The sequence below is a fragment of the Micromonospora sp. NPDC049275 genome (genome assembly GCF_043197115.1).
Lineage (GTDB): Bacteria > Actinomycetota > Actinomycetes > Mycobacteriales > Micromonosporaceae > Micromonospora.
Map to the genome: position 1 here is coordinate 402,981 of NZ_JBICSN010000005.1, position 24,875 is coordinate 427,855.

The following is a 24,875-nucleotide window of genomic DNA, read 5'->3' on the forward strand; positions in this document are numbered from 1 at the left end:
GAGCCCCGCAGTCGGCAGCCGAAAGGCTGACTCCGTGGCTGAATCGTCCAGCCACGGTCGGTGGACGAAGGGATGATCATGGCTGAGGCGTTCGTGGACCTGCGGTCCGACACGGTGACCCGGCCGACCGCCGGTATGCGGGAGGCGATGGCCGCCGCCGAGGTCGGCGACGACGTCTACGGCGAGGACCCCACAGTCAACGCGCTGGAGGCGGAGGTCGCCGCGCTGTTCGGGCACGAGTCGGCGCTCTTCGCCCCGAGTGGGTCGATGGCCAACCAGATCGCCCTGCAACTGCTGGTGTCGCCCGGCGACGAGCTGCTCTGCGACGCCGACGCGCACGTCGTCACGTACGAGATCGGGGCCGCCGCCACGTACGGCGGAATCTCCTCGCGGACCTGGCCGGCGGTCGGCGCGGACATCGACCCGGAGCTGGTGGCCCGGATGATCCGTCCGGACGGCTACTTCGCCGTGCCCACCCGCGCGATCGCCGTCGAGCAGACTCACAACCGGGGCGGTGGTGGCGTGATCCCGCTGGCCACCCTGCGGGAACTGCGCGGTGTCGCCGACGAGGCGGGGGTGGCCCTGCACTGCGACGGCGCCCGGATCTGGCACGCGCACGTCGCCGACGGGGTGCCGCTGACCGAGTACGGCCGGCTCTTCGACACGCTGTCCGTCTGCCTCTCCAAGGGGCTCGGCGCGCCGGTCGGCTCGCTGGTGGTGGGCAGCGCGGAGAAGATCGAACGGGCTCGGATGATCCGCAAGCGGATGGGCGGCGGCATGCGTCAGGCCGGCATCCTCGCCGCCGCCGGCCGGTACGCTCTCGCGCACCACGTCGACCGGCTGGCCGAGGACCACGCGAGGGCGGCCCGGCTCGCCGAGGCGATCGCGCCGTTCGGGGTGCTCGCCAGCACGGTCCGCACCAATCTCGTCCCGCTGGACCTGACCAAGCACGCGTTGGACGCCCGCGCTCTCGCCGTCGCCGCGCGTGCGGAGGGCGTACTGGTCTCGGTGCTCGGCCCCCGTACCGCCCGCCTGGTCACTCACATGGGCATCGACGACGCCGCGATCAATCGAGCGGCCACCGCTCTGACCACGATCCTGGCCGCCTGACCCCGAGACCGCAGTTGATCAAGAGGTTTGCGTCATTCGCAGGCCAGAATCTGACGCAAACCTCTTGATCGACGAGCAGTGGGCCGGTCAGGGGCGCAGGCGGGTGAGGGTTGCGATGTCGGCCGCGTGACCCTCGTGCTTTTCGCTGGGGGTTTCCACCACGATCGGGACGCCGGCGGTGGCCGGGTGGGTCATCAGCTCCGCGAAGGCCGGCTCGCCGATGCTGCCCTTGCCGATGTTCTCGTGCCGGTCCCGGGTGGAGCCGCACAGATCCTTCGAGTCGTTGGCGTGCACCAGCCGCAACCGGTCGGACCCCACGGTGGCCACCAGTGTGTCCAGGGTCGCCGTCATGCCGCCCTCGGCGGCCAGGTCGTGCCCGGCGGCCCAGGCGTGGCAGGTGTCGAAGCAGACTCCCAGCATCGGGTGCCGGTCCACCGCGTCGAGGTAGGGCCCGAGCTGCTCCACGCGGGAGGCGAGCGAGCGGCCGCCGCCGGCGCTCGGCTCGACCAGCAGCATCGGCCCACCGGCCTCGGCGGTCCAGTCGAGCAGGGGCAGCAGCTCCCGGCGGACCTGCCGCATCGCCGCCTCGGCGTGCCCCTCGTCGACCGAGCTGCCGGCGTGGAACACCACCGCCCGCGCGCCGATCGCCACGCCCCGGCGCAACGCGTGCGCGAGCGTCTGCGCCGACTTCTCGACCGTGGCGGCCGTGGGCGAGCCCAGGTTGACCAGCAGCGAGGCGTGGATGAACGCCGGGATGCCCCGCTCGACGCAGCCCTCACGGAACAGCGCGTCCTGCGCCGGGTCGCCCGGAGGCAGCGCCCAGCCTCGCGAGTTGGAGACGTACACCTGGACGGCCTCGGCGCCGATCGCGTCGAGGTACGGCAGGGCCGCCCGGGCCAGCCCGCCGGAGGTCGTAGTGTGCGCGCCCACCGGACGCGAGGAGACCGCGGTCATCAGAAGCACGTGATGACGACCGGGGTGCCCGGCGGCACCTGCGAATTCTCGCCGGGAGCCTGGATCCGGGCCACCGCGTTCGGGTTGAGCGCGACCGTCACCGGGAAGCCCTGGCTCTCCAGCACCTGCTTGGCCTGCTGACAGGGCAGGTCGATGACCCTGGGCACCACGACCAGCGGCGGACCCTTGCTGACGTCCAACTTGACCTGGGCGCCCTTCTCCACGCCCGTCCCGTCGGCCGGGCTCTGGCCGAGGATCTCGTCCTTGGGCTTGTCGGAGTCCTTGTAGGTCTCCACCGGCTTCAGGTCGAGCCCGCTCAGGGTGGCCCGGGCCTCGGCGAGGCTCTTGCCGACCAGGTTCGGCACCGACACCGGCGCCCGGCCGCGGCTCAGGATGAGCGTGATCTTCGTGCCCGGCTTGACCTCGGCGCCCACCTTCGGGGAGCTGTCCAGGACGACGCCGGCCGGCAGGGTGTCGTCGTAGCGGGAAGCGCCCTTGGCCACCACCAGCTTGGCGTTGACCAGATCGGCCTCGGCCAGCTCGTACTCCTTGCCGATCACATCCGGCACCGGGAAGCGCTCCGGACCCAGCGAGAGGGTCAGGGTGATCGTGCCCCCCTTGACGATCTTGCTGGCCGATGCCGGGTCCTGACCGAGGACGCTGTCCTTCGGAGCCTTCTCGTCGTAGCGCGGCTCCCCGTACGCCAGGGTCAGGCCGGCGCGGTCGGCCTGGGCCTGCGCGTCGGTCTTGCTCAGGCTGACCAGCTGCGGGGCGGACGTGTAGCGGCCGACACCGAACCACCAGCCGCCCAGCGCCGCCACCAGGCCCAGCGTCACCACCACGGCGGCGACGGCCAACCGGCCGCGCGGGTTGCCCATCACGGCGCTGCGCAGCGCGGCAAGCCGGGCACCCAGGCCCTCGTCCGGCTCCGGTGCGGCCCGTCGCCGGCCCGGCCCCTGGCTGCCGCCCTCGGGCAGCCGGGCCCAGGTCGGCCGTTCGGCCGGGCGGACCGTGGCGACCATCATCGTCGGCTGGGAGACCGGCGGCTCGTCCGTCACCCGACGCAGTACGGCGGTGCTGGTGCTGTTGACGTCACCCAGGCGATCCCGGGCGACCTGGACCTCGGCCAGCAGCGCTCCGGCGTCGGCGGGCCGGGCGGCGGGATCACGCCGGGTGGCCCGCTGCACCAGGCCGTCGAGCGCCGGCGGCAGGCCGGGCACCAGCGTCGAGGGCGCCGGCACGTCCCGGTCGACGTGCTGCCAGGCCACGTCCACCGGACGGTCCCCGTCGTACGGCACTCGACCGGTGAGCATCTCGAACAGCACGATGCCTGCCGAGTAGACGTCGGTGCGCGGGTCGGCCCGACCCTCGGTGACCAGCTCCGGGGCGACGTATGCCACGGTGGCCATCAGTTGGTTGCCCTGCTCGTCGTCGGCGCTCGCCTCGACCGCCCGGGCCAACCCGAAGTCGGCCACCTTGACGACGCTGTCCACCAGGTTGGCGACGCCGCCGGTGGGCGCCTCGGCGACCAGGACGTTCTCCGGTTTGACGTCGCGGTGCACCAGGCCGGCCCGGTGCGCGGCGGCGATCGCGGCGAGCATCTGCTCGGCGATGGCCAGCACCTCGTCCGGGTTGAGCCGGTGTCGCTCGGCCAGCACGTCGCGCAGTGTGCGGCCGCGGACGTACTCCATCACCAGGTACGGCAGGCCGGCGTGGGTGCCCTGGTCGTAGACCGCGACCACGTTCGGGTGGGTCAGCCGGGCGATGGTCTTCGCCTCGTCGGTGAACCGGGCCACGAAGTTGGCGATCCGAGCCCGCGCCTCGGGCGCCTGGGTCGGGTGAATGATCTTGACCGCGACGGTGCGCTCGAGGCGTTCGTCGGTGGCGGTGTACACGGTCGCCATGCCGCCACGGGCCACGCGACCGCGAATGCGGTAGCGCCCGTCGATCAGCGAGCCCAGCAACGTGTCGGCGACCTGTGTGTCCATCGGCAGGGAGTCTATGTGTCCAGTCGGTGGGAGTTGAACAGGATGCTACAGCCAGGAGCCGTACCTGGTCCGTCCCGTTGTGATCGCCTGTGGGCTCGGACCGCTCGTGCGGGGTGCCGGTGGTCCTCGCCGGCGACGGCGTGGCAGGGTGATCGGGTGACCGAATCCGTACCCGACCAGGCCGTACCCGGCCCCGAGCTCGCCGGCCCCACCGACCCGGCGGGCTGGCTCGCCCTGCCCGACGTCGCCGAGCGACTCGATGTGTCGATCAGCAAGGTGCACCAGATGATCCGCGACCGGGAGCTGTTGGCGGTCCGCCGCGACGGCATCCGCCGGATTCCCGCGGAGCTGGTGGCCAACGATGTCGTTCTCAAGCACCTGCCCGGCGTGCTCAACCTGCTCGCCGACAACGGCTACGACGACGAGGCGGCGCTGCGCTGGCTCTACGAGCCGGACGACACGCTCCCCGGCAACACCCCCGCCGCCGCCCTCTCCGGCGACCAGGCCCGCGAGGTCAAACGCCGAGCCCAAGCCCTGGGCTTCTAACCCCACCCTCCCCGGCCCCTCCCCACCCTCCCCGGCCCGTTCCCCTGCCTCCCCGGCCCGTTCCCCGCGTTGATCATGAAGTTATTGCCACGACACGCCGAGGCGAGCGGCAATAACTTCATGATCAACGCGGGCGGGGGCGGGGGCGGGGGCGGGGCGGGGGCGGGGCGCGGGCGCGGGCGGGGGCGGGGCGGGGGGCGGGGGGAAGGGGGGAGGTGGCGCCGGGTTAGTCGGCTCGGCGGGTTGCGGCTATGGCCAGGTCTACCAGGGCCTGGCGGGCCTCGGTGTCCAGGTCGACGGCCGTCAACGCGGCCAGCGCGGAGTCGGTGAGCGTGACGATGCGCTGCTCGGTGCGGGCCAGTGCCCCACTCGCGTCGATCAGCTCGCGGAGCTGGCCTACGCCCTGCTCGTCCAGGTTCGGGTCGCCGAGGCGACCGAGCAGCAGCTCCCGGCCCGCGTCGTCGGTGGCCTCCACGGCCGCCGCCACCAGATAGGTGCGCTTGCCCTCGCGCAGGTCGTCCCCGGCCGGCTTGCCGGTCTGCGCCGGATCGCCGAAGACCCCCAGCACATCGTCGCGGAGCTGGAACGCCTCGCCCAGCGGCAAGCCGTACGCCGAATAGGTCGTCCGGACGTCCTCCCCGGCGTCGGCAAGCGCGGCGCCGAGCAGCAGCGGACGTTCGACTGTGTACTTCGCCGACTTGTACCGGGCGACCTTGCTGGCCCGTTCCACAGACGTGTCCCCGGTGACCTGGGTCAGCACGTCGAGGTACTGCCCGACGGTGACCTCGGTGCGCATCTCGTCGAAGACCGGCCGGGCCCGGGCCACCGCCCGCAGGTCCAGGCCGGCGGAGTGCAGCAGCTCGTCGGACCACACCAGGCAGAGGTCGCCGAGGAGGATCGCGGCGGCGTCGCCGAACCCGTCCGGGTCGCCGCCCCAGCCGGCCGCCCGGTGTCGGGTGGCGAACCGCCGGTGCACCGCCGGCTCGCCGCGCCGGGTGTCGGAACGATCCATCAGGTCGTCGTGGATCAGGGCGCTGGCCTGCACGAACTCCAGCGCCGCGAGGGCGGTCAGAACCTGGTCGTCGTCCACCCCGCCGGCGCCCCGGAATCCCCAGTACGCGAAGGCCGGGCGCAGACGCTTGCCGCCACCGAGCACGAAGGCTTCGATCGCCTCCGCCACCGGGACGAGGGCCTCGTCCACCCGGGTCAACCGGGCCCGCTGGGCGGCCAGGAACTCGGTGAGCGCCTTGTCGACCCGCTCCCGCAGGCCGGCACGGTCGACGGGAGACACAGGAGCAGCGTGGGTCACGCCACGACGCTAGCGGGTCGCCCTGGATCGTGCTCCACCGCCACGCGCAGTCCCGCCGGGACGCCCGTCGGCGTGACCCGGACCGGCCCGGCCGGCCGGCCGTGCACCCGCCACCCCGCGCCGGCCCGGCCCGGCGGCTGCCGCCCGGCGGGTTCGGCGGGTGCGCGCGGCCTCCTCGGCCAGCACCACCAGCGGCACGTCCAGCACGGCGGCGAGCCAACCGAGCCAGAACCCTCCGGGCACGCGTCGCTGCCGTTCCCACCGGGACACCTCGTGGCGGCTCAACGTCGGCACGCCCGCGGCGGCGCACAACTCGGCGGCGGTGCGCCGCTGGCTCCAACCCCGGGCCAGCCGCAGCCGGACCAGGAGCGGCCCGAGCGGGGTACGGGTCGGTGGTGGGGGCGAGGTCATGGGTCCTCCCGGCGGGGCGTGGGCGCGGTGACACCCCGCCCGTCCGAGCGGACGGGACCGGTGCACCTCTCGGCTGCGATGACCCCCGCGCCGGACCCCCGGGCCGGCCCTCACCGCCCCTCCCGCGCCCCTCCTTCCTACCTCCGGGGTACGACGGTCTTCCCCGCCGGTGGGAAGCGTCTGGGTGTCGATGGCGTCGCCCGCTAGAGTCGGGTCGTGGCGCTCGGTCTTCCCTCGGTACTCCCCAATCCGCAGCCGGCGATCGGGGAGCTCATCCGTGACCGCCAGCCGACCTTCTCGTTCGAGTTCTTCCCGCCCAAGACCGAGGCGGGGGAGCGGCTGCTCTGGCAGGCGATCCGTGAGCTGGAGTCGCTGCGTCCGTCGTTCGTGTCGATCACCTACGGCGCGGGCGGTTCGACCAGGGACACCACAGTCGCGGTGACCGAGCGGATCGCCACCGACACCACCCTGCTGCCGATGGCGCACCTGACCGCTGTCAACCACTCGGTGGCCGAGCTGCGGCACGTGATCGGCCGCCTCGCCGGGGTCGGGGTGCGCAACGTGCTGGCCGTACGCGGTGACCCGCCGGGCAACCCGGGCGGCGAGTGGGTCCGGCATCCCGAGGGCGTCGACTACGCCGAGGACCTGGTCCGGCTGGTGCGCGACTCCGGCGACTTCAGCGTTGGTGTGGCGGCCTTCCCGTACAAGCACCCCCGCTCGCCCGACGTGGCAAGCGACACCGCGCAGTTCGTCAGCAAGTGCCGGGCCGGCGCCGAGTTCGCGATCACGCAGATGTTCTTCGAGGCCGACGACTACCTGCGTCTGCGCGACCGGGTGGCCGCCGCCGGGTGCGACACCCCCATCCTGGCCGGGGTGATGCCGGTGACCCAGATCGGCACCATCGAGCGGTCCGTGCAGCTGTCCGGGGCGCCCTTCCCGCCGGCGCTGGCGGAGCGCTTCGAGCGGGTGGCCGACGACCCGGAGGCGGTGCGCCGGCTCGGCATCGAGCAGGCCAGCGACATGTGCCGTCGACTGCTGGACGAGGGCGTTCCGGGAATCCACTTCATCACCCTCAACCGGTCCACCGCCACCCGGGAGGTCTGGCAGAACCTCAAGGCCGGCGCGCGGGTGTGAACCCGGAGTCTGCGACACCTGATGCCCGGCACTACGGTTGATCCTCAGGTGGGCACACAGCTGAACTGGGACCAGTACGCCACGGCGTGGGCGCGGTTGCACGGCGGGTTCGACCCGCGGGTCGCCGCGCCGGTGGTGCGCGCCTGGCTGCGGTTCGCGTACCACGTCGGGTATGTGCTGGGTCGGCTGCGGGTCGGCCCCACCCCGGTCACCGTGGTGGGGGTGCTGCTCTGTTTCTGCGTACCGTTGCTGGCGACCCGGCCCGGCGACGGCCCGTTCCTCGGCGCGCTGTTCGTGCTGCTCGCCGCGGTGGCCGACAGCGTGGACGGCGCGGTGGCGGTCGCCACCGGCCGCACCACGCGGCTCGGCTACGTCTACGACTCGCTTGCCGACCGGCTCGGCGAGGTGGCGTGGCTGCTGGCGTTCTGGCTGGTCGGCGCGCCGGGCGCGCTTGTCGTGGCGGGCGGCGCGCTGTCCTGGCTGCACGAGTACGTCCGGGCCCGCGCGGTCTCCGCCGGGATGCGCGACCTCGGCGCGGTGACCGTCGGCGAACGACCCACCCGGGTCTCGGTCGCGCTGGCGGGCCTGGTGGTCGCCGGGCTGGCCGGTCTGATCGAACCGGACCTGGCCGCCGGCACCATCACCATGGCGACGGCGGTGTGGGTGCTGCTGGCCGGCTTCGGGCTGGGGCAGTTGCTCTCCACCGTCCGCCGCGCCCTGCTCGACGCCGGCTGAGCTGAGCGGGCGTCCTACCAGGCGGGGCCGATCTCGTCGGCGACGATCTGCGCGGAGAGGGTCACCATGGGCAGGCCGCCGCCGGGGTGGCTGGAGCCGCCCACCAGCCACAACCCGTGCGCCGGGCCCCGGTTGGCCGGGCGGAGCAGCCCACCGGCGGTGCCGTAGATCGTGCCGCCCGGCGCACCGGTCGCCGCGTCCAGGTCGGCCGGGGTCCGCACCTCGCGGAACAGCAACCGGTCCCGCACGTCGACGCCGCGCTCGGCCAGGACGTCCAGGATCCGGTCGGCGTACGCGTCGGCCAGCCCCGGGCGTCGCCAGTCGACCGCGCCACCGGCGGTGCCCTGCCGGGCGGCGTTGACAAGCACGAACCACGCCTCGTGCCCGGCCGGGCGGACCATCGGGTCGTCGGCCACGGTGACGAACACCGTCGGGTCGGTCGCCGGCCGGGCCCGTACGCCCCGCCCCGGGTCGCCGAAGACCGCGTCGAACTCCGCGTCGTAGTCGCGCGGGAAGAAGACGTTGTGGTGCGCCAGGCCGGTGTCGCCGGAGACGCCGAGCAGCAGCACGAAACCGGCGAGGCTGCGGTCGGTCAACGTGGCCAGCCGGCGCGCGTGTGGCAGCAGGTCGCGGTAGACGGTGAGCGCGTCGACGTTTGCCACCACCACGTCGGCGGGCACCGGCGCGGTGACGCCGGCGAGGCGTACCCCGTGCACCCGCCCGCCCGCCGCGTCGATCCGGGTCACCGCGGTGCCGGTCTGCACGACCACGCCGAGGTCCAGGCAGCGGGTCAGCAGCGCGTCGGCGAGCGTGCCCAGCCCGCCACGCAGGTACCACCCGCCGTAGGTCAGCTCGGCGTAGGGGACCGCGACAAGCGCCGCCGGCGCCCGGCGCGGGTCGGCGCCGGTGTAGGTGGCGTACCGGTCCAACAGCATCCGCAGCCGCGGGTCGGACAGGTGCCGGCGGCCCAGGCCGCGCAGGGTGCGGCCCGGGGCGATGGCGGCCAGGTCACCGACGCGCCAGGCCAGCGACGCGAGGTCGCGGGGGGAGTCGACGGTACGGCGCAGGATGTCCCGTTCGGAGGCCTGCCACACCCGTTCGGCGCGGTGCCACAGTCGCTGCCAGTCGGCCGCCGCCCGGTCCCCGAGGGCAGCTCCGATCCGGGTGGCGAACTCCACCGGGTCGGCGCACGAATCCAGGGAAGGGCCGCCACCGGGAAAGACGTGCCGGACGATCGGGTCCAGCGGCGCCAGGTCCAGGTACTCGTCGAGCTTCGCCCCGGTCGCCTCGAACAGGTCGTGGAAGACCTGCGGCAGGGTGAGCAGGCTCGGCCCGGTGTCGAAGTGGAACGCCCCGGCCGGGGTGTCGTGCGCGTACCTGCCGAGCTTGCCGCCGACCGTGTCGGCGGCCTCGAAGACGGTCACCTGGTGCCCGGTTGCGGCCAGCCGGGCGGCGGTGGCGAGGCCACCCACCCCGGCGCCGACGACCACGATCCGCGCCATGCCGCGCCTCCTAGCTGACCGGGCGACCCCGCCAGGTCAGGCGGCGTCGCTTTCGCAGATGGTACGACCGCAGCGTCAACCAACCGAGGACCACGACCGACACGGGGTGTGCGAGCGCGTCGGGCCACCACCGGCCGCCTGTCGCGCGGGCCGTGAGCACCCGTCCGGCCACCCCGAGCAGGTAGCCCGCCAGCCCCACGACGGCCACCTGCGCCGAGCCGGCCACGAGGCCGACCAGCGCGACCAGCGGCGGGGCGGTGTAGAGCAGGAGCAGCAGCGTCACCACGGCGGCCGCCGCGCCGGGGTGCCCGAACGACGCCCAGAGCGACTTCGAGTACCCGTCGCGCAGTTGCGGCCAGTCGTCGTACATCCGGCAGGTGGCCAGCCGGGAGCCGTCGGCCAGGGCGATCCGCCCGCCGGCGCGCTTGAGCGCCCGGGCCAGCTCGACGTCCTCCAGGATCTTGTCGGCGACGGCGGCGTGACCGCCGGCGGCGGTGTAGCCGGCCCGGTCCACCACCAGGAACTGCCCGCCCGCCGCGGCCAGCGACGGCCGCCGCGAGCGCTCCATCGCCCGCAGCGGCAGGAAGGTCAACCACAACCACTGCAACAGCGGCTGTACGAGCCGGTCGGCGGCCGTCGCCACCACGATCCGGGGGTACGGCGAGAGCAGCGTCACGCGGGCGGCGCGCAGCTCGGTGACGGCGGCGGCCACGGCGTGCGGAGCGAGCACCACGTCGGCGTCGACGAAGACCAGCGCGGTGGCCGACGGGTCGGCCCGGGTGGCCAACTGCCAGCAGGCGTGCGGCTTGCCCAGCCAGCCCGGCGGCGGGGCGACCCCGCTGAGCAGGGTGACCCGCGGGTCGTCGCCGACGACCGCGCGGACCACGTCGGCGGTGCCGTCGGTGGAACCGTCATCGAGGATCACGATGCGCAGCGCCGGCACGCCACGCTGGGCGAGCAGGGCGCGGAGGCAGGGCGTGACGCGGGTGGCCTCGTCGCGCAGCGGCAGCAGGACGGCCACCGGCTCGTCGACGTCGTCGGGCCGGTCGGTGGGTCGGCGCAGCCATCCGGCGGCGTTGACCCAGGTGTGCCCGGTCAGCGCGGCGACGGCGAGCAGCAGGGCGACCAGGACGATCATCGGGTCGCGTCGACGCCGGGACGGTGCGGTTGGTGGTCGTCCCGGCGCGCGTGGTGGGGCCGGCGGGCGCGCAGCAGGGTCACCGCCAACGGCACGGCGGTGACCGCCATGCCGGCCGCGCCCCAGAGCGCCGACGCGGGCAGGTCCAGGAAGACCGCGTGGGCCAGGATGCTGGAGAAGTACGTCCACAGGTACAGCGCGATCATCGGATGGTCCCGCCGATCGGTGTGCTCGGCGGCCGGCCCGGCCAGCGGGCGCAGCGCGCTCATCAGCAGCACCGCGAAGAGCAGCCAACCCAGGTAGTTGCTGACCGGGATGCCGGCCAGGCCGGGCAGCGCCGGGACGGCGTCCCGCCAGACCCAGTAGCCCTCGGCGACCATCTGCGGGTCGAGGAAGAGATCCCAGGCGGCCAACCCCACCGCGGCCAACGCGATCCTGCCCACCCACCGGCCGACCGTCGTGCCGTTTCCGGTCGGCGTGCCGCTGCCGGTCGGCGTGCCGCTGCCGCCGGTCAGGCGGACCGCGGCCAACCACGCCGGCCAGGCCATCCAGGTCCACGCCAACGGGATGATCAACGGCACACCGGCCAGCTTGGGTCCCAGCTCACCCGAGTAGTCGTAGCTGCCGAACGGCACACCGGTGGCCACCCCGATCGCCTCGATCGCGAACCCACCGCCGGTGGCCACCGCGACAAGCGCCGCCGCGACCCGGGGCCCGCGACTGAGCAGCGCGTGACCGACCGAGAGCAGCCAGCCGAGCACGACGGTGGCCACGGTCAGCCCGGCCCGGGTGGCGCCGGTGGTCAGCGGGTAGCAGATCTGGGCGAGCACCAGGACGGCCAGCAGCGTCCAGGAGATCCGCCGGGTCATGACGCGGACGGCTCAAGCGGCAGATCTCGACCGAGTACGCCGAAGGGCCGTTCGTCACCGGGGAAGTGGAAGTCGCGCAGCACGTCGACGAAGCCGAACCGCCGGTACAGCCGCCAGGCCCGCGAGGTCTGCTCCTCGGCCTCCGGGGTGGACAGCAGCGTGGTGTCGCCCTCGGCCATCGTGAGCAGCGCCCGCAACTGCCTGGCGCCCAGCCCGTGCCCCTGCGCCGGCGGGCGGACGTGCAGCTCGACCACCTCGAAGCAGTGGGTGAGCCAACGCTTGCGGGTCGGGCCGTCCAGCGCCCGGTACACCTGGTCGTGCCACCACTGGCCCGGACCGCCCAGATAGCCGTACCCGAAGCCGGCGAGGTGACCCTCGCTGGTCAGGCTGGCCACGGCCCGGAACCCGGGCCGGCGGACGTGGGTGGCGATGTAACCGCGCCGGGCCTCCAGCAGGTCGGTGCGGTATCCCATCGCCTCGCCGTAGACGGCCACCACGTCGTCCAGCCGTCGGACGAGATCGTCCGGCGTCCAGCGCACCAACCTCATGCCCGTCCACCCTTCACTGTCGCCTGGTCGTCGTCGGCGACCCACCCGAGGACCGTCCGGTCGCCGACCACGTCGCGTACCTCGAACCGGGCGAACAGCTCCTCGGCGTACCAGCCCGCGGTGGGGGTTCGCATGATCGCCGCCCGATGCTCCGGGTGACGGTACGCGAACGCCACCAGGTCCGTCGGGTCACGCCACACGCTCACCGTGCCCTGCCAACCCAGCGGGGCCTCACCGACGCCGAACCGGGCCAGCAATCCGGGCGCGTCGCGCAGGGCGGCGGCCACCGGCGGGATCGCCCGCCAGAAGGTGGCCGCCCGGCGGGCTCGCAACCGGGCCCGGGTCAGCGCCAGCACCGGGCCGCTGACCCGGCCGCCCGGCGGCTCGCCGAACGGCCGCTGACCGGACCACTCGCCCCGGCTGCTCAGCGGCCGCAGGTCGACCCGGGCCTGGGCGTGGGCGATCCGCGCCCAGGCGCGTCCGACCGGCGAGTCGTCGAAGCCGGCCGCCGCGGCGGGGGAGTCCCAGACGGTAAGCGCCGCCCACCGGGTCAGGTCGGCGTCACCCGGCCCGAAGCCGGTGCCGGTCCCCGTGCCCAGCAGCTTGCCGAACCGGACGCCCGGCAGGGCCCGCAGCCGACGCGGGTCCACCGCCATCCGGGTCAGCGCCCGGGGCAGCGCGCCCCGGGAGGTCCGCCACACGTGCAGGGTGACCAGCTCCGGTACGGCGTTCACGCCACCTCGGCCGGGGTGCCGGCGGTGACGCGCAGCAGCTCGGCGTAGGTGGTCGGGAAGACCGCCCGCGGTACGCCGCCCGCGGCCCAGATCTGCGGGTACGCCGCCAGCGCCGTGTCCACCACGGTGCGCAGCGGCTGGGGGTGCCCGAGCGGGGCGACTCCGCCGATCGGCTGCCCGGTGTGCTCCCGAACGAACTCCGGGGTGGCCCGGCGCAGCCGGGTGACTCCGATGGACGCGGCCAGGCCGGCGGTGTCGACCCGGTGCGCGCCGGAGGTGAGCACGAGCAGCGGCGCGTCGTCCGCGTCGAAGATCAGCGAGTTGGCGATCTGGCCGACCTCGACGCCGAGCGCCTCGGCGGCGGCTGCCGCGGTGTGCACCGCGTCGGGCAGCAGGCGGACCGTGCTGGGCTGGCCGGCGCCGTCGCGCGCCCCGGCCCCGTCGAGCGCGTCCTGCACCGCCCGTACGTTCGGGTGTGGCTGCATGGGGGCATTCTTCCCGGTCTGCCGTGCGTCGTTTCACACCGGTGTCCATCGACGGCGAGCCACGGCGCGTCACACGTTGCATTTTCGTCGGAGGGGAGGTGTACTGTCAGCAGCAGTTAGAACGAGTGTTCGATTGCCTCGAACGCCCGTTCCAACCAGCCGGAGCGCGGTGTTTCGCGGCGCCAGCTCCGGGCGGTGTGGCTTCGCGGGCCGCACCTGGGTTTCCGGGCAGTCGCGAGCCCGGTCCCATCAGGCAGGAGCGTCGCTCGCCGCCCACGACCCCCGGGCGGCGGGCGACGAACCCGCCGGTACGCCGGCCGGGTGTGGTGTGGGGAAGCATCCACACCCGGCCGGCCGCCCCCGGTGCGTCTTCCTCCGCACCACCCGACCTCGGCGTCTCGTCGGCGGCACCACTGCCCCGGCCGACGCCCCGGCCACGTGGAGGAGACAGTCCATGCCGACCAACCCGGCTCAGGCACCGACGGTGCCGGCGCACGTGCTGCCGCACCGCACCCCTGCCCAGCTCCTCACCCTGGCCCGCCGTGGGCTGGTCGAGGCCGGCCAGACCCGGCCAGACGGCCTGCGCTACGCGGCCGCCCACCTGGCGGCGCTGCGCGCGGCGGCCGCCCTGCTCGCCGCCCGGGCCCGACCCGCCCCGAGCCGGCGTAACCGGATCACCAGCGTCTGGGTCCTGCTCTGCGCCGTCGCCCCCGAGCTCGACGAGTGGTCCCGGTTCTTCGCCGCCGGGGCCAGCAAACGAGCCGCCGCCGAAGCAGGCATCCCTCGGGTGGTCAGCGCCCGGGAGGCCGACGATCTGCTCCGCGCCGCCGAACAGTTCGTCACGGTGGTGGAGACCGCGCTCGGCGTGGCGCACCAACCGGCCCTGGACGGCCTCGCCGCGTGAGCCCACCGTGACGCCGACCGCCTGGAAGGGAAGCCGGGCGGGCGGCGTCACGGTGCGTCGGTCCTGATCTGTTCCACAGCAACGACGGGGGGTTGGTCCCATGGCGGGCCGCATGGTGGTCGGTTCCGCCGCACTTGCCGATCTGGTACGTCCGGCGAGCGCACCCGATCCGGTCGGCGGCCACCGGGTGCTGCCGGTCGCGCCCGAGCTGACCGGCCTGCTGCCCAACCGGGGCCTGCGCCGGGGCAGCACGATCGCGGTCGCCGCCGGTCAGCCCCGACGCAGTGGCGGCACCTCGCTGGTGCTGGCCCTGCTGGCCGAGGCGTCCCGGGCCGGTTCGTGGTGCGCCGTGGTCGGCGTGCCGACGTTCGGCGCGGGTGCGGCAGCCGAGCTGGGCATCGCACTGGACCGGCTGGCTCTGGTGCCGAATCCCGGCCCCGAGTGGGCCACCGTTGTCGCCGCGCTGATCGACGGGGTGGACGTCGTGGTCACCGCCGTACCCGCCGCGGTCTCCGCCTCGGTCGCCACCCGGCTGGCCGCGCGGGCCCGGCAGCGCGGCAGTGTGCTCGTTCCGTACGGCAGGTGGGACGGCGCGGACGTGACGTTGCAGGTGGTCCGTGGCGTCTGGGAAGGGCTCGGCCAGGGCCGGGGACGGCTGCGTCGCCGGGAGGTCACCGTCTCGGCGCGGGGGCGCGGAGCAGCCGCCCGACCCAAGGAGATCAAGGTCTGGCTCCCCGGCGCCGAACTCACGCGGGTCATTCCCCGGACGGTGCGGTCGACAGTGAGCCGTCCGTCCGTGCCGCTCGCCCTGGTCGGCTCGGGGTGACCGGCGCGCCGATCCGGACCCTGCTGTTGTGGTGCCCGGACTGGCCGGTGCTCGCCGCCGAGATCGTCGACGGAGTGCCGGCCACCGAGGCTGTCGTCGTGCTGCACGCCAACCGGGTGGTCGCCTGCTCCGAGCGGGCACGCGCCGAGGGCGTACGCCGAGGACTGCGCAAGCGGGAGGCGCAGGGCCGTTGTCCGCAGCTCACCGTCATCGAGTACGACCCGGGCCGGGACACCCGAGCGTTCGAGCCGGTGGTCGCCGCGCTGGAGGAACTGGTCGCCGGGGTCGAGGTGGTCCGTCCGGGCGCCTGTGCGGTTGCCGCCCGAGGCCCGAGTCGTTACCTCGGCGGCGAGGAGGCGGCCGCCGAACGGCTCATCGAGCACGTCGCCCAGTCCTGTCTGGTGGAGAGCCAGGTGGGCATCGCCGACGGGGTGTTCGCCGCGGGGTTGGCCGCCCGCGCCGGCCGGGTGGTGGCGCCGGGCGGAACACCGGCGTTCCTGGCCGGGATGCCGGTCGAGGCGCTCGGCCGGTCCGCACTTGCCGATCTGCTGCGCCGGCTGGGGGTGCGGACCCTCGGCGACTTCGCCGCGCTCCCGGCCGGCGACGTGTTGGCCCGATTCGGGTTCGACGGTGCGCTGGCCCATCGGCTGGCCGCCGGCCGGGACCACCGCCCGCTCGCCGTCCGGCAGCCGCCGACCGACCTGACGGTGACCTCCACGTACGACGAGCCGATCGACCGGGTCGACGCTGCGGCGTTCGCCGCCCGCGCGTTGGCCGAGCAGTTGCACGACCGGCTCGCCGGGCACGGGCTGGCCTGTACCCGGCTCGGCATCGAGGCGGTCACCGAGCACGGCCAGGAGCTGCACCGCGTGTGGCGGCACGACGGCCTGCTCACCGCCGCCGCCATCGCCGACCGGGTGCGCTGGCAGCTCGACGGCTGGCTCTCCGGCAGCAACGGTCGCGCCGGTGCCCGACCGGCCCGGCCGACGGCCGGCATCATCCGGCTGCGGCTGATCCCGGACGGGGTGCTCGCCCAGGCCGGCCTGCAGACCGGCCTCTGGGGGGAGACGGGTGAGGAGCGGGAGCGGGCGCATCGGGCGTTGAGTCGGGTGCAGGGCATCCTCGGCCCGGAGGCGGTGGTCACCGCTGTGCTCGGCGGGGGCCGCTCCCCGGCCGACCAGGTACGACTGGTGCCGTGGGGCGACGAACGTCTCCCCGCCCGGCCCGGCCCCCCGGCCGTTGCCGGCGCCGATCCGGCCACCGGCGGTGACCGGGCTGACCGTGCGGGCAGTGACCGTGCCGGCGGCAGTGACCGTGCCGGCGGTGGCCGTGCGGGCAGTGACCGTGCCGGCGGTGGCCGTGCCGGCGGTGGCCGTGCCGGCGGCAGTGACCGTGCCGGCGGTGGCCGTGCGGGCAGTGACCGTGCGGGCAGTGGCCGTGCGGGCAGTGACCGTGCCGGCGGTGGCCGTGCGGGCAGTGACCGTGCGGGCAGTAGCCGTGCCGGCGGTGGCCGTGCCGGCGGTGGCCGTGCCGGCGGTGCCGGTCGGCTCGCTGACCACGGTGGGGGCGCAGTTCCGCCGTGGCCGGGCCGGTTGCCGCCGCCCGCGCCCGCCGTGGTGCTGCCCAGCCCGCTCGCCGCGACCGTGCACGACGCTTCCGGCGAGCCGGTGGTGATCAGCGCGCGGCTGGCGGTGAGCGCCCCACCGGCTCGGTTGGTGGTCGGCGCCGGTCGGCCGGCGGAGATCGTGGGCTGGGCCGGCCCGTGGCCGGTGGACGAGCGGTGGTGGGCCCCGGCCGAGGCCCGCCGTCGGGCCCGGTTCCAGGTCGGCCTCGCCGACGGCACCGCTCTGCTGCTCGCCGTCGAGGCCGGGCAGTGGCTGGTGGAGGCGATCTATGACTGAGCACAGGTCCCCGGGCCGTGATCGACTCGACATCCTGAAAACCGCGGTGTCCCGCCTGTGCGGACCGCCCGATTTTCAGGAGGTCGAGTCGATCAAGCTCTGGCCGGGCGAGGTGGCGGCCAGGTGAGCTTCCACAACCCGAAGATGCCCTGGTCGGAGCTGGAGCGGGTGCTCTCCGGGCGGGCCAGCGGCGGCTCCGGCGGCGGGCGGTCGCGCGAGGAGCGGCACCTGCACGTGGTGGACCCGCTCGCCGTGGACGCCGACGGTGGGGACTCTCCGGCCTGGAGTCGCCGGCGCGAGCGGTACCAGCCGCCGGAGCTGGCCCGCCCCGACGGCGTGGTGCCCTACGCGGAGCTGCACGCGCACACCAACTTCAGCTTCCTCGACGGTGCCAGCCACCCGGAGGAGCTGGCCGAGGAGGCGGCCCGGCTGGGGCTCACCGCGCTCGCCGTCACCGACCACGACGGCTTCTACGGGGTGGTCCGCTTCGCCGAGGCCGCCCGCACGCTGGGCCTGCCGACCATCTTCGGCGCGGAGCTGTCCCTCGGGCTGCCCGGCCCGCAGAACGGCGAGCCCGACCCGCACGGCGCGCACCTGCTGGTGCTCGCGCACGGCCACGAGGGGTACGCCCGGCTGGCCACCACCATCGCCCGCGCCCAGCTACGCGGTGGGGAGAAGGGCCGCCCGGTGTACGGGGAGCTGGAGGAGGTCGCCGCCGAGCTGCGCGACCACGTGCTTGTGCTGACCGGCTGCCGCAAGGGGCACGTGCCGGGGGCGCTGCTCACCGAGGGGGTGGACGCGGCGGCTCGCGAACTGGACCGGCTGACCGCGCTGTTCGGCGCGGAGACGGTGGCGGTGGAGCTGACCGACCACGGTCATCCGATCGACGCCGACCGCAACGACGCGCTCGCCGAGCTGGCCGCCGCGGCCGGACTGCCGACGGTGGCCAGCAACAACGTGCACTACGCCACCCCTGGCCGGCGTCGGTTGGCCACCACCGTCGCCGCGGTGCGGGCCCGGCGCAGCCTCGACGAGATCGACGGCTGGCTGCCCGCGGCGGCCACCGCCCACCTGCGCAGTGGCGCGGAGATGGCGGCCCGGTTCGCCGCGTACCCGGGTGCGGTGGCCCGGGCCGCCGAGTTCGGTGCCGAGCTGGCCTTCGACCTGCAACTGGTCGCGCCGCAACTGCCGGCGTACCCGGTGCCGCCGGGGCACACCGAGATGAGCTGGCTGCGCAAGCTGACCGCCGACGGGGCGCGGGAGCGCTACGGGCCGCCGCAGGCGCACCCGACGGCGTACGCGCAGCTCGACCACGAGCTGAACATGATCGAGGAGCTGGGCTTCCCCGGCTATTTCCTGGTGGTCTACGACATCGTCAGCTTCTGCCGTGAGCAGGACATCTACTGCCAGGGTCGGGGCTCGGCGGCCAACTCGGCGGTCTGCTACGCGCTGCGCATCACCAACGTGGACGCGGTCCGACACCGGCTGCTCTTCGAGCGGTTCCTCGCCCCGGAGCGGGACGGCCCACCGGACATCGACGTGGACATCGAGTCCGACCGCCGAGAGGAGGTGATCCAGCACGTCTACACCCGCTACGGCCGGGAACACGCCGCGCAGGTCGCCAACGTCATCTCCTACCGGCCCCGGTCGGCGGTACGGGACGTGGCCAAGGCGTTCGGCTTCTCGCCCGGTCAGCAGGACGCCTGGAGCAAGCAGATCGACAGGTGGGGGTCCGTCGCCACGGTCGACGTCGAGGGCATCCCGGAGCAGGTGGTGGAGTACGCGAACGAGTTGCAGACGTTCCCCCGGCACCTGGGCATCCACTCCGGCGGCATGGTGATCTGCGACCGACCGGTGATCGAGGTCTGCCCGGTGGAGTGGGGGCGGATGCCCGGCCGCAGTGTCCTGCAGTGGGACAAGGACGACTGCGCCGCCGTCGGCCTGGTGAAGTTCGACCTGCTCGGGCTCGGCATGCTCTCCGCGCTGCACTACGGCTACGACATGATCGGTGAGAGCCTCGACCTGGGTGACATGACGCTGGACGACCCGGAGGTCTACGACATGCTCTGCCGGGCCGACTCGGTGGGCGTGTTCCAGGTGGAGAGTCGCGCCCAGATGGCCACCCTGCCCCGGCTCAAGCCCCGCGAGTTCTACGACCTGGTGGTCGAGGTGGCGCTGATCCGTCCCGGCCCGATCCAGGGCGGCTCGGTGCACCCGTTCATCCGGCGCAAGAACGGCCAGGAGCCGGTGACCTTCGCGCACCCGCTGATGCGCAACGCGCTGGAGAAGACCCTGGGTGTGCCGCTGTTCCAGGAGCAGTTGATGCAGCTCGCCATCGATCTGGCCGGCTTCGACGCGGCCGAGGCCGACCAGCTGCGCCGGGCGATGGGCGCGAAACGCTCGGTCGAGCGGATGACCCGCATCGCCGACCGGCTCTACGCCGGGATGGCCGAGCGGGGCATCACCGGCGAGCTGGCCGACGACGTCTACCGCAAGCTCACCGCGTTCGCCAGCTACGGCTTCCCGGAGAGCCACGCGATGAGCTTCGCCTACCTGGTGTACGCCAGCTCCTGGCTCAAGCGCTACCACCCGGCGCCGTTCCTGGCGGCGCTGCTCAACGCCCAGCCGATGGGCTTCTACTCACCGCAGACCCTTGTCGACGACGCCCGCCGGCACGGGGTGGAGGTCCGCCGCCCGGACATCAACGCCAGCGGCGCTCTGGCGGTGCTGGAGTCCACCCCGGACACCCGGTGGGGCAGCGGGCCGGGGGAGCCGCCGCACGCCTGGGGGCTGGGTGGCCCGGCCGTACGGCTGGGGCTGTCCAGCGTGCGTACCCTCGGCGCCGACGTGGCCGAGCGGATCGAGGCCGAGCGGGCGGCCGGCGGGGCGTACCGCGACATGCCTGATCTGGCCCGGCGGGTCGGTCTCACCGCGGCGCAGCTGGAGGCGCTGGCCACCGGGGACGCCTTCGCCTGTTTCGGGCTGACCCGACGGGAGGCGCTCTGGGCGGCCGGCGCGGCGGCCCAGGACCGACCGGGCCGGCTGCCCGGCACGGTGACCGGCGCGACGGCGCCCACGCTGCCCGGCATGGAGGCGGTGGATCGGCTGGTCGCCGACGTGTGGGCCACCGGGTTGTCGCCGGAGAGCCATCCGGCCCGCTTCATCAGGGGTCAGCTCGACGTGCTCGGCGCGGTGCCGATCGCCCGGCTCGGCCGGGTGGAGCCCGGCCAACGGATCCGGGTCGGCGGCATCGTCACCCACCGGCAACGCCCGGCGACCGCGGGTGGGGTCACCTTCCTCAACCTGGAGGACGAGACCGGGATGCTCAACGTCACCTGCTCACCGGGGCTGTGGCAGCGCTACCGGCGGGTGGCCCGGACCAGCGCCGCGCTTGTGGTCCGGGGGCGACTGCAACGGCACGAGGGGGTGACCAACCTGGTCGCCGATCGACTGGACGCGATCGACCCGCCGGTCCGTCCCGCCTCCCGCGACTTCCGCTGAGACAGTGATCCACATTACGGTTTTCGACGCCTCCGAGCGGGAGACTCGTCCTGAACGGGCAGAGCGGCCCGTGATCCGTAAGGGGGAACGACAGTGCTGGGTAACCACACGTACACCGGTGGTGGAATCGCCAACGCCCGACGGACCCGGCTGGGCGCCGGCTGGATGCCGTCACACCTCGCCGACCCCCGCGAGTACGAAGTGACGAACGGCCCGGTGGCCAACGAGCGTCGATCCCGGGCCGAGGATGCGGTCGAGGGCACCGAGTCCTGACCACTAGGCTCGACCGGGTGGAGCAGACCCGAGGCCGGTTCGCCGTGCCGCCGCTGACCCCCCGTACCGCAGTGATCTGGTCGGTGCTGCGCGCCGAGCTGGACCGGCGCGGTGACGCCGAGCTCACGGTGCTGGACGTGGGCGGCGGCACCGGCGGTTTCGCCGTTCCGCTGGCCCGCGCCGGCCACCGGGTCACAGTCGTCGACGCGAGCCCGGACGCCCTCGCGGCGCTAACCCGTCGGGCCGCCGAGGCCGGGGTCGGCGACCGGGTCGTGGCCGTCCAGGGCGACGGCGACGCCCTGGCCGGGCTGGTCGAGCCGGCCGGTGTCGACCTGGTGCTCTGCCACGCCGTCCTGGAGGTCGTCGACGACCCCACGCCGGTGGTCGCCGCGCTCGCCACCGCGCTGCGCCCCGGTGGCGCGGTGAGCGTCCTGGTCGCGGGGCGGGCCGCCGCCGTGCTGGGCCGCGCCATGAACGGCCACCTGGAGGTCGCGGCGGCGCTGGCCGCCGACCCGGCCGGCAGCGCCGGGCCGCGCGACACGCTGCGCCGCCGCTACGACGCCCCCGGCGCCGCCGCGCTGCTCACCGCCGCCGGGCTCGCGGTCGAGGAGATCCACGGGGTACGCGTGCTGGCCGATCTGCTGCCGGCCGCGGTCGCCGACGGGCAGTCCGCGGCCCTGGTCGAGCTGGAGCTGGCGCTGGCGGCGCAATCGCCGTACCGGGATCTTGCCGCGCAGCTGCACCTGTTCGCCCGCCGGCCGGCATGACCGTCGCGCCGACCGGGCCGCCGCCGCTTACCGTCCTCGGCCCGACGGACGGCGGGGACCGGCTCGCCGACGTGCTGCCCAGCGCGCTCGCCGTGCTGGGCGTGCCCGGGTCGACCGACCCGCTCGGGCTCGTGCCCGCGTTGGCCGGGGTACGCCGGATCGCCGTCCTGCTTGTCGACGGGCTCGGCTGGTACCAGGTGCCGACCGCCGCGCCGTACGCGCCGACGCTCGCCGGGCTGGCCGCGACCGTGGGTCGGCCGCTCATCGCCGGCTTCCCGTCCACCACCCCGACCAGCCTGGTGACGCTGGGCACCGGCGTCGCGCCCGGCGCGCACGGGGTGCTCGGCTTCACCGTGCGGGTGCCCGGCACCGACCGGGTGCTCACGCACACCGACTGGGCCGCCGACCCGTCGCCGCTGCGCTGGCAGCCGGTGCCCACGCAGCTCCAACGGGCCCGCGCGGCAGGGGTGGCGGTGAGCGTGGTGAGCCGGCCGGAGTTCGGCGGCAGCGGGTTGACACTTGCTGCCAACCGGGGCGGCGACTTCCGGGGCGCCGCCGGCGCCGACGAGGTGGCGGCCACCATGCTCGCCGCGCTGTCCGCCGGCCCGGGGCCGACCCTGGTCTCCGGCTACCACGCCGACCTGGACCGGCACGGGCACCTCAGTGGCGTCGACTCGGCACCCTGGCGGGTCGCCGCCACCGAGGTGGACGGCCTGCTCGCCCGGCTCGTCGACGGGCTGCCGCCGGACGCGGCGCTGCTGGTGACCGCCGACCACGGCCAGCTCGACGTGCCTCTGGCGCACCGCTTCGACCTGGACACCGATCCACGGCTGCGCGACGGGGTCCGCGTGGTCGCCGGTGAGGCCCGGGTGCGCTACCTGCACGTCGAGCCGGGCGCGATCGACGACGTGGTGGCCGCCTGGTCGGGGGTGCTCGGCGACGCGGCCCGGGTGCGTACCCGGGCGGAGACGGTGGCCACCGGCTGGTTCGGGCCGGTGCCCGAGGAGCACCTGGAACGGATCGGCGACGTGGTGGTGACCTGCAACGACACGTACGCCGTCATGGCCAGCCGCACCGAGCGGCCGATGGCGTCGAAGCTGGTGGCGTACCACGGGGCGGACACCGCCGCCGAGTTGACAGTGCCGCTGCTGGTCGTCCGAGGCTGAGCGACGCACGATCCGGGCCGCGCGTGGTCCGGGCCGGTGCGGCGCGCAGGCCGCGTGGTCCGGCCGGTCGGTCGGTGGTGCTGTCGTACCCCCGGGTTAACCTGCCGGGATGGGCCGCAGCCAGTCGTTGCCCCGGGGCGACGATCCGCGCTTCGGGCCGGACGCCGACGACTCCGCCAGCCCGATCCTGCACGTCGACATGGATGCCTTCTTCGCCGCCGTCGAGGTGCGCCGCCGCCCCGAGCTGCGCGGCAAGCCGGTCATCGTCGGCGGTGTGGGGCCGCGCGGCGTGGTCAGCTCGGCCAGCTACGAGGCCCGCCGGTACGGCGTCCGCAGCGCGATGCCGACCAGCCAGGCCCGTGCCCGCTGCCCCCACGCGGTCTACCTTCCTCCGGACTTCGCCGCGTACACGGCCGCGTCCCGGGCGGTCATGCAGATCTTCCGGGACGTCACTCCGCTTGTCGAGCCGCTCTCCCTCGACGAGGCGTTCCTTGACGTGACAGGCGCCCGCAGACTGTTCGGCTCCCCGGCGACCATCGCCCGGCTGATCCGGCGTCGGGTCGCCGAGGAGCAGGCGCTTACCTGCTCGGTCGGGGTGGCGCCGACCAAGTTCGTGGCCAAGCTGGGCTCCACCCGGGCCAAACCCGACGGCCTGCTGGTCGTGCCTCCGGGCCAGGTCCTCGACTTCCTGCACCCGCTTCCGGTGGACGCCCTGTGGGGGGTGGGGGAGCGCGCCGCCGAGGCGCTGCGCCGGCTCGGCCTGGCCACCGTCGGCGACCTCGCCGAGGCGCCGGTGGGCATGCTGCGCCGGGCGGTGGGTGCGGCGTCCGCCGCGCACCTGCACGAGCTGGCCTGGGGCCGGGACCCGCGGCGCGTCAGCCCCGAGCAGATCGACAAGTCCATCGGCGCCGAGGTCACCTTCGACGTCGACGTGGCCGACCCGGTGGAGATCCGCCGCGCCCTGCTCGCGCTCAGCGCTAAGGTCGGCGTCCGGCTGCGCGGCTCCGGCCAGGTCGGGCGCACCGTCACTCTCAAGGTACGGCTGGCCGACTTCCGCACCGTCAACCGCTCACGCACCCTCGGCGTGCCCACCGACACGGCCCGCGAGATGTTCGACACCGTCTGGGCGCTCTACACCGCACTCGACCCGGGGGAGCGGATCCGGCTCGTCGGTGTCCGGGTGGAGGGGCTCGCCCCGGCGCAGGGCGCTCCCCGCCAACTCACCCTCGGCGCGCCGGAGCGCGGTTGGCGGGAGGCGGAAGCTGCCGCGGACGCCGCCGCTGCCCGATTCGGGCGGTCCGTCATAGGTCCGGCCAGTCTGATGGGCGACCGTGACGCCCATCGAAAGGAAAATCCGCCCCACCCGTAGGTCGTCCCGCTTTCCGACGCGCGACCCCCCTCGTAGACTTGCGGGTAAGCAGCCGGTTGGCTGCCACGGTCTGTCGGCCCGAGTGGGCCCGACCAACGTGACCGGGGAGGAGTGCCGTGCCGCTCTCGGAGCACGAGCAGCGGCTGTTCGAGCAGATCGAGCGGTCGCTTGCCGAGGACCCCAAATTCGCCTCGGCCGTGCGCGCCAGCGATCCGCGCTTCCACGCGCGGCGTCGCCTGCTCGTCGCTGCCGGCGTGATCATCGCTGGCTTGGCTCTACTGGTCTATGGCGCGGTGATCAAGACTCCACCGCTGGCGGTGGCGGGCTTCGTCGTCATGCTGGCGTCGGCCGCGTACGCGGTGCAGTCGCACCGGCGGGCGCAGTCACCCGACCTGCACGTGGTGGGTGGCACGACGAGTCGTCGCCGTTCCCGCGGCGGCCGGTCCGGTCGCCGCCGGTCGATCCTGGACCGGATGGAAGACAGGTGGCGGCAGCGCCCGGAGGGGCACCGCTGAGCCCGTCCCGCCGCTGAGGCGGGCCGTACACCGCGACGAGCGGGTCGCCGGGAACACCCCGGCGACCACTGTCGTATCCGCGCGCCCGTTGCCCTCCGCGCGCCCGTTGCCCTCCGCGCGCCCGTTGCCCTCCGCGCGCCCGTTGCCCTCCGCGCGCCCGTTGCCCTCCGCGCGCCCGTTGCCCTCCGCG

24 protein-coding genes are annotated in these 24,875 nt (G+C 74.5%); 14 read left to right on the forward strand and 10 right to left on the reverse strand.

The window, feature by feature from the left end; translation table 11 throughout:
* The first annotated feature begins 78 nt into the window (after positions 1 to 78).
* A complete protein-coding gene (locus tag ACGFIE_RS19225; protein ID WP_393296287.1) occupies positions 79 to 1,110 on the forward strand; it encodes a threonine aldolase family protein in 1,032 nt (343 codons plus the stop codon).
* Between the two features lie 87 nt (positions 1,111 to 1,197).
* Here ACGFIE_RS19225 and ACGFIE_RS19230 read toward each other — a convergent pair whose 3' ends face one another.
* Both ACGFIE_RS19230 and pknB read right to left on the reverse strand, forming a co-directional pair.
* Positions 1,198 to 2,064: a deoxyribonuclease IV gene (locus tag ACGFIE_RS19230; RefSeq protein ID WP_393296289.1), complete on the reverse strand. Its 867-nt coding sequence runs from the start codon at positions 2,062 to 2,064 to the stop codon at positions 1,198 to 1,200.
* Positions 2,064 to 4,052 (reverse strand): Stk1 family PASTA domain-containing Ser/Thr kinase, encoded by a 1,989-nt coding sequence (pknB, locus tag ACGFIE_RS19235; protein WP_393296291.1) that lies wholly within the window; start codon positions 4,050 to 4,052, stop codon positions 2,064 to 2,066. The genes ACGFIE_RS19230 and pknB overlap by 1 nt, the downstream gene beginning before the upstream one ends.
* Positions 4,053 to 4,208: 156 nt before the next feature.
* On the opposite strand from pknB, the gene ACGFIE_RS19240 reads away from it, so the two are divergent.
* Entirely contained in the window at positions 4,209 to 4,598 is a 390-nt protein-coding gene (locus ACGFIE_RS19240; RefSeq protein ID WP_363683056.1) for an Rv2175c family DNA-binding protein, read from the forward strand.
* A gap of 226 nt (positions 4,599 to 4,824) precedes the next feature.
* On the opposite strand, the gene ACGFIE_RS19245 is transcribed toward ACGFIE_RS19240, so the two are convergent.
* Positions 4,825 to 5,907 (reverse strand): polyprenyl synthetase family protein, encoded by a 1,083-nt coding sequence (locus ACGFIE_RS19245; RefSeq protein WP_393296293.1) that lies wholly within the window; start codon positions 5,905 to 5,907, stop codon positions 4,825 to 4,827.
* Between the two features lie 9 nt (positions 5,908 to 5,916).
* The gene (locus ACGFIE_RS19250) at positions 5,917 to 6,318 is read right to left on the reverse strand and encodes a helix-turn-helix domain-containing protein (protein WP_393296295.1); all 402 of its coding nucleotides are present in this window, start codon (positions 6,316 to 6,318) and stop codon (positions 5,917 to 5,919) included.
* Between the two features lie 216 nt (positions 6,319 to 6,534).
* Between ACGFIE_RS19250 and metF the strand changes: the two genes are divergently transcribed.
* Positions 6,535 to 7,452 (forward strand): methylenetetrahydrofolate reductase [NAD(P)H], encoded by a 918-nt coding sequence (metF, locus tag ACGFIE_RS19255; RefSeq protein WP_393296297.1) that lies wholly within the window; start codon positions 6,535 to 6,537, stop codon positions 7,450 to 7,452.
* Between the two features lie 21 nt (positions 7,453 to 7,473).
* Positions 7,474 to 8,187, forward strand: a complete 714-nt coding sequence (locus ACGFIE_RS19260) for a CDP-alcohol phosphatidyltransferase family protein (protein ID WP_393296299.1) — start codon at positions 7,474 to 7,476, stop codon at positions 8,185 to 8,187.
* A gap of 14 nt (positions 8,188 to 8,201) precedes the next feature.
* Here the strand turns inward: ACGFIE_RS19260 and ACGFIE_RS19265 are convergent, their stop codons facing one another.
* From ACGFIE_RS19265 to ACGFIE_RS19290, 6 genes are read right to left on the reverse strand one after another with little or no spacing between them, the layout of a single operon-like run.
* Positions 8,202 to 9,689: a phytoene desaturase family protein gene (locus ACGFIE_RS19265; RefSeq protein ID WP_393296301.1), complete on the reverse strand. Its 1,488-nt coding sequence runs from the start codon at positions 9,687 to 9,689 to the stop codon at positions 8,202 to 8,204.
* Between the two features lie 10 nt (positions 9,690 to 9,699).
* A complete protein-coding gene (locus ACGFIE_RS19270) occupies positions 9,700 to 10,827 on the reverse strand; it encodes a glycosyltransferase (protein ID WP_393296303.1) in 1,128 nt (375 codons plus the stop codon).
* Complete coding sequence (locus ACGFIE_RS19275; RefSeq protein ID WP_393296305.1) at positions 10,824 to 11,696, reverse strand: carotenoid biosynthesis protein; 873 nt, start codon at positions 11,694 to 11,696, stop codon at positions 10,824 to 10,826. Before ACGFIE_RS19275 ends, ACGFIE_RS19270 begins: the two co-directional genes overlap by 4 nt.
* Positions 11,693 to 12,244: a GNAT family N-acetyltransferase gene (locus tag ACGFIE_RS19280; protein WP_393296307.1), complete on the reverse strand. Its 552-nt coding sequence runs from the start codon at positions 12,242 to 12,244 to the stop codon at positions 11,693 to 11,695. The genes ACGFIE_RS19275 and ACGFIE_RS19280 overlap by 4 nt, the downstream gene beginning before the upstream one ends.
* The gene (locus ACGFIE_RS19285) at positions 12,241 to 12,978 is read right to left on the reverse strand and encodes a monooxygenase (RefSeq protein ID WP_393296309.1); all 738 of its coding nucleotides are present in this window, start codon (positions 12,976 to 12,978) and stop codon (positions 12,241 to 12,243) included. The genes ACGFIE_RS19280 and ACGFIE_RS19285 overlap by 4 nt, the downstream gene beginning before the upstream one ends.
* Entirely contained in the window at positions 12,975 to 13,463 is a 489-nt protein-coding gene (locus tag ACGFIE_RS19290; protein ID WP_393296311.1) for a YbaK/EbsC family protein, read from the reverse strand. Before ACGFIE_RS19290 ends, ACGFIE_RS19285 begins: the two co-directional genes overlap by 4 nt.
* Positions 13,464 to 13,917: 454 nt before the next feature.
* Here ACGFIE_RS19290 and ACGFIE_RS19295 point away from each other — a divergent pair, with 454 nt between their 5' ends.
* The 10 genes from ACGFIE_RS19295 to ACGFIE_RS19340 all read left to right on the forward strand — a co-directional run bounded on the left by ACGFIE_RS19295 (position 13,918) and on the right by ACGFIE_RS19340 (position 24,685).
* Complete coding sequence (locus ACGFIE_RS19295; RefSeq protein ID WP_007463070.1) at positions 13,918 to 14,367, forward strand: SAV_6107 family HEPN domain-containing protein; 450 nt, start codon at positions 13,918 to 13,920, stop codon at positions 14,365 to 14,367.
* A 100-nt stretch (positions 14,368 to 14,467) separates the two neighbouring features.
* Complete coding sequence (locus ACGFIE_RS19300; protein WP_363683034.1) at positions 14,468 to 15,193, forward strand: hypothetical protein; 726 nt, start codon at positions 14,468 to 14,470, stop codon at positions 15,191 to 15,193.
* On the forward strand, positions 15,190 to 17,094 hold the full coding sequence (locus tag ACGFIE_RS19305; RefSeq protein WP_393296313.1) for a DNA polymerase Y family protein: 1,905 nt from the start codon (positions 15,190 to 15,192) through the stop codon (positions 17,092 to 17,094). Before ACGFIE_RS19300 ends, ACGFIE_RS19305 begins: the two co-directional genes overlap by 4 nt.
* On the forward strand, positions 17,087 to 17,221 hold the full coding sequence (locus ACGFIE_RS19310) for a hypothetical protein (protein ID WP_393296315.1): 135 nt from the start codon (positions 17,087 to 17,089) through the stop codon (positions 17,219 to 17,221). Before ACGFIE_RS19305 ends, ACGFIE_RS19310 begins: the two co-directional genes overlap by 8 nt.
* The gene (locus ACGFIE_RS19315; protein WP_393296317.1) at positions 17,218 to 20,595 is read left to right on the forward strand and encodes an error-prone DNA polymerase; all 3,378 of its coding nucleotides are present in this window, start codon (positions 17,218 to 17,220) and stop codon (positions 20,593 to 20,595) included. The genes ACGFIE_RS19310 and ACGFIE_RS19315 overlap by 4 nt, the downstream gene beginning before the upstream one ends.
* A gap of 93 nt (positions 20,596 to 20,688) precedes the next feature.
* Positions 20,689 to 20,868 carry a hypothetical protein gene (locus ACGFIE_RS19320; RefSeq protein WP_393296319.1) on the forward strand — a complete coding sequence of 60 codons (180 nt, stop codon included), beginning with the start codon at positions 20,689 to 20,691 and terminating at the stop codon, positions 20,866 to 20,868.
* Positions 20,865 to 21,635, forward strand: a complete 771-nt coding sequence (locus ACGFIE_RS19325; protein ID WP_393296420.1) for a methyltransferase domain-containing protein — start codon at positions 20,865 to 20,867, stop codon at positions 21,633 to 21,635. The genes ACGFIE_RS19320 and ACGFIE_RS19325 overlap by 4 nt, the downstream gene beginning before the upstream one ends.
* On the forward strand, positions 21,632 to 22,801 hold the full coding sequence (locus ACGFIE_RS19330; protein WP_393296320.1) for an alkaline phosphatase family protein: 1,170 nt from the start codon (positions 21,632 to 21,634) through the stop codon (positions 22,799 to 22,801). The genes ACGFIE_RS19325 and ACGFIE_RS19330 overlap by 4 nt, the downstream gene beginning before the upstream one ends.
* A 109-nt stretch (positions 22,802 to 22,910) precedes the next feature.
* Positions 22,911 to 24,170, forward strand: coding sequence for a DNA polymerase IV (locus ACGFIE_RS19335; RefSeq protein WP_393296322.1), 1,260 nt, complete (start codon positions 22,911 to 22,913; stop codon positions 24,168 to 24,170).
* Between the two features lie 116 nt (positions 24,171 to 24,286).
* The gene (locus tag ACGFIE_RS19340) at positions 24,287 to 24,685 is read left to right on the forward strand and encodes a DUF3040 domain-containing protein (RefSeq protein WP_393296324.1); all 399 of its coding nucleotides are present in this window, start codon (positions 24,287 to 24,289) and stop codon (positions 24,683 to 24,685) included.
* The last annotated feature ends 190 nt before the right edge of the window (positions 24,686 to 24,875 follow it).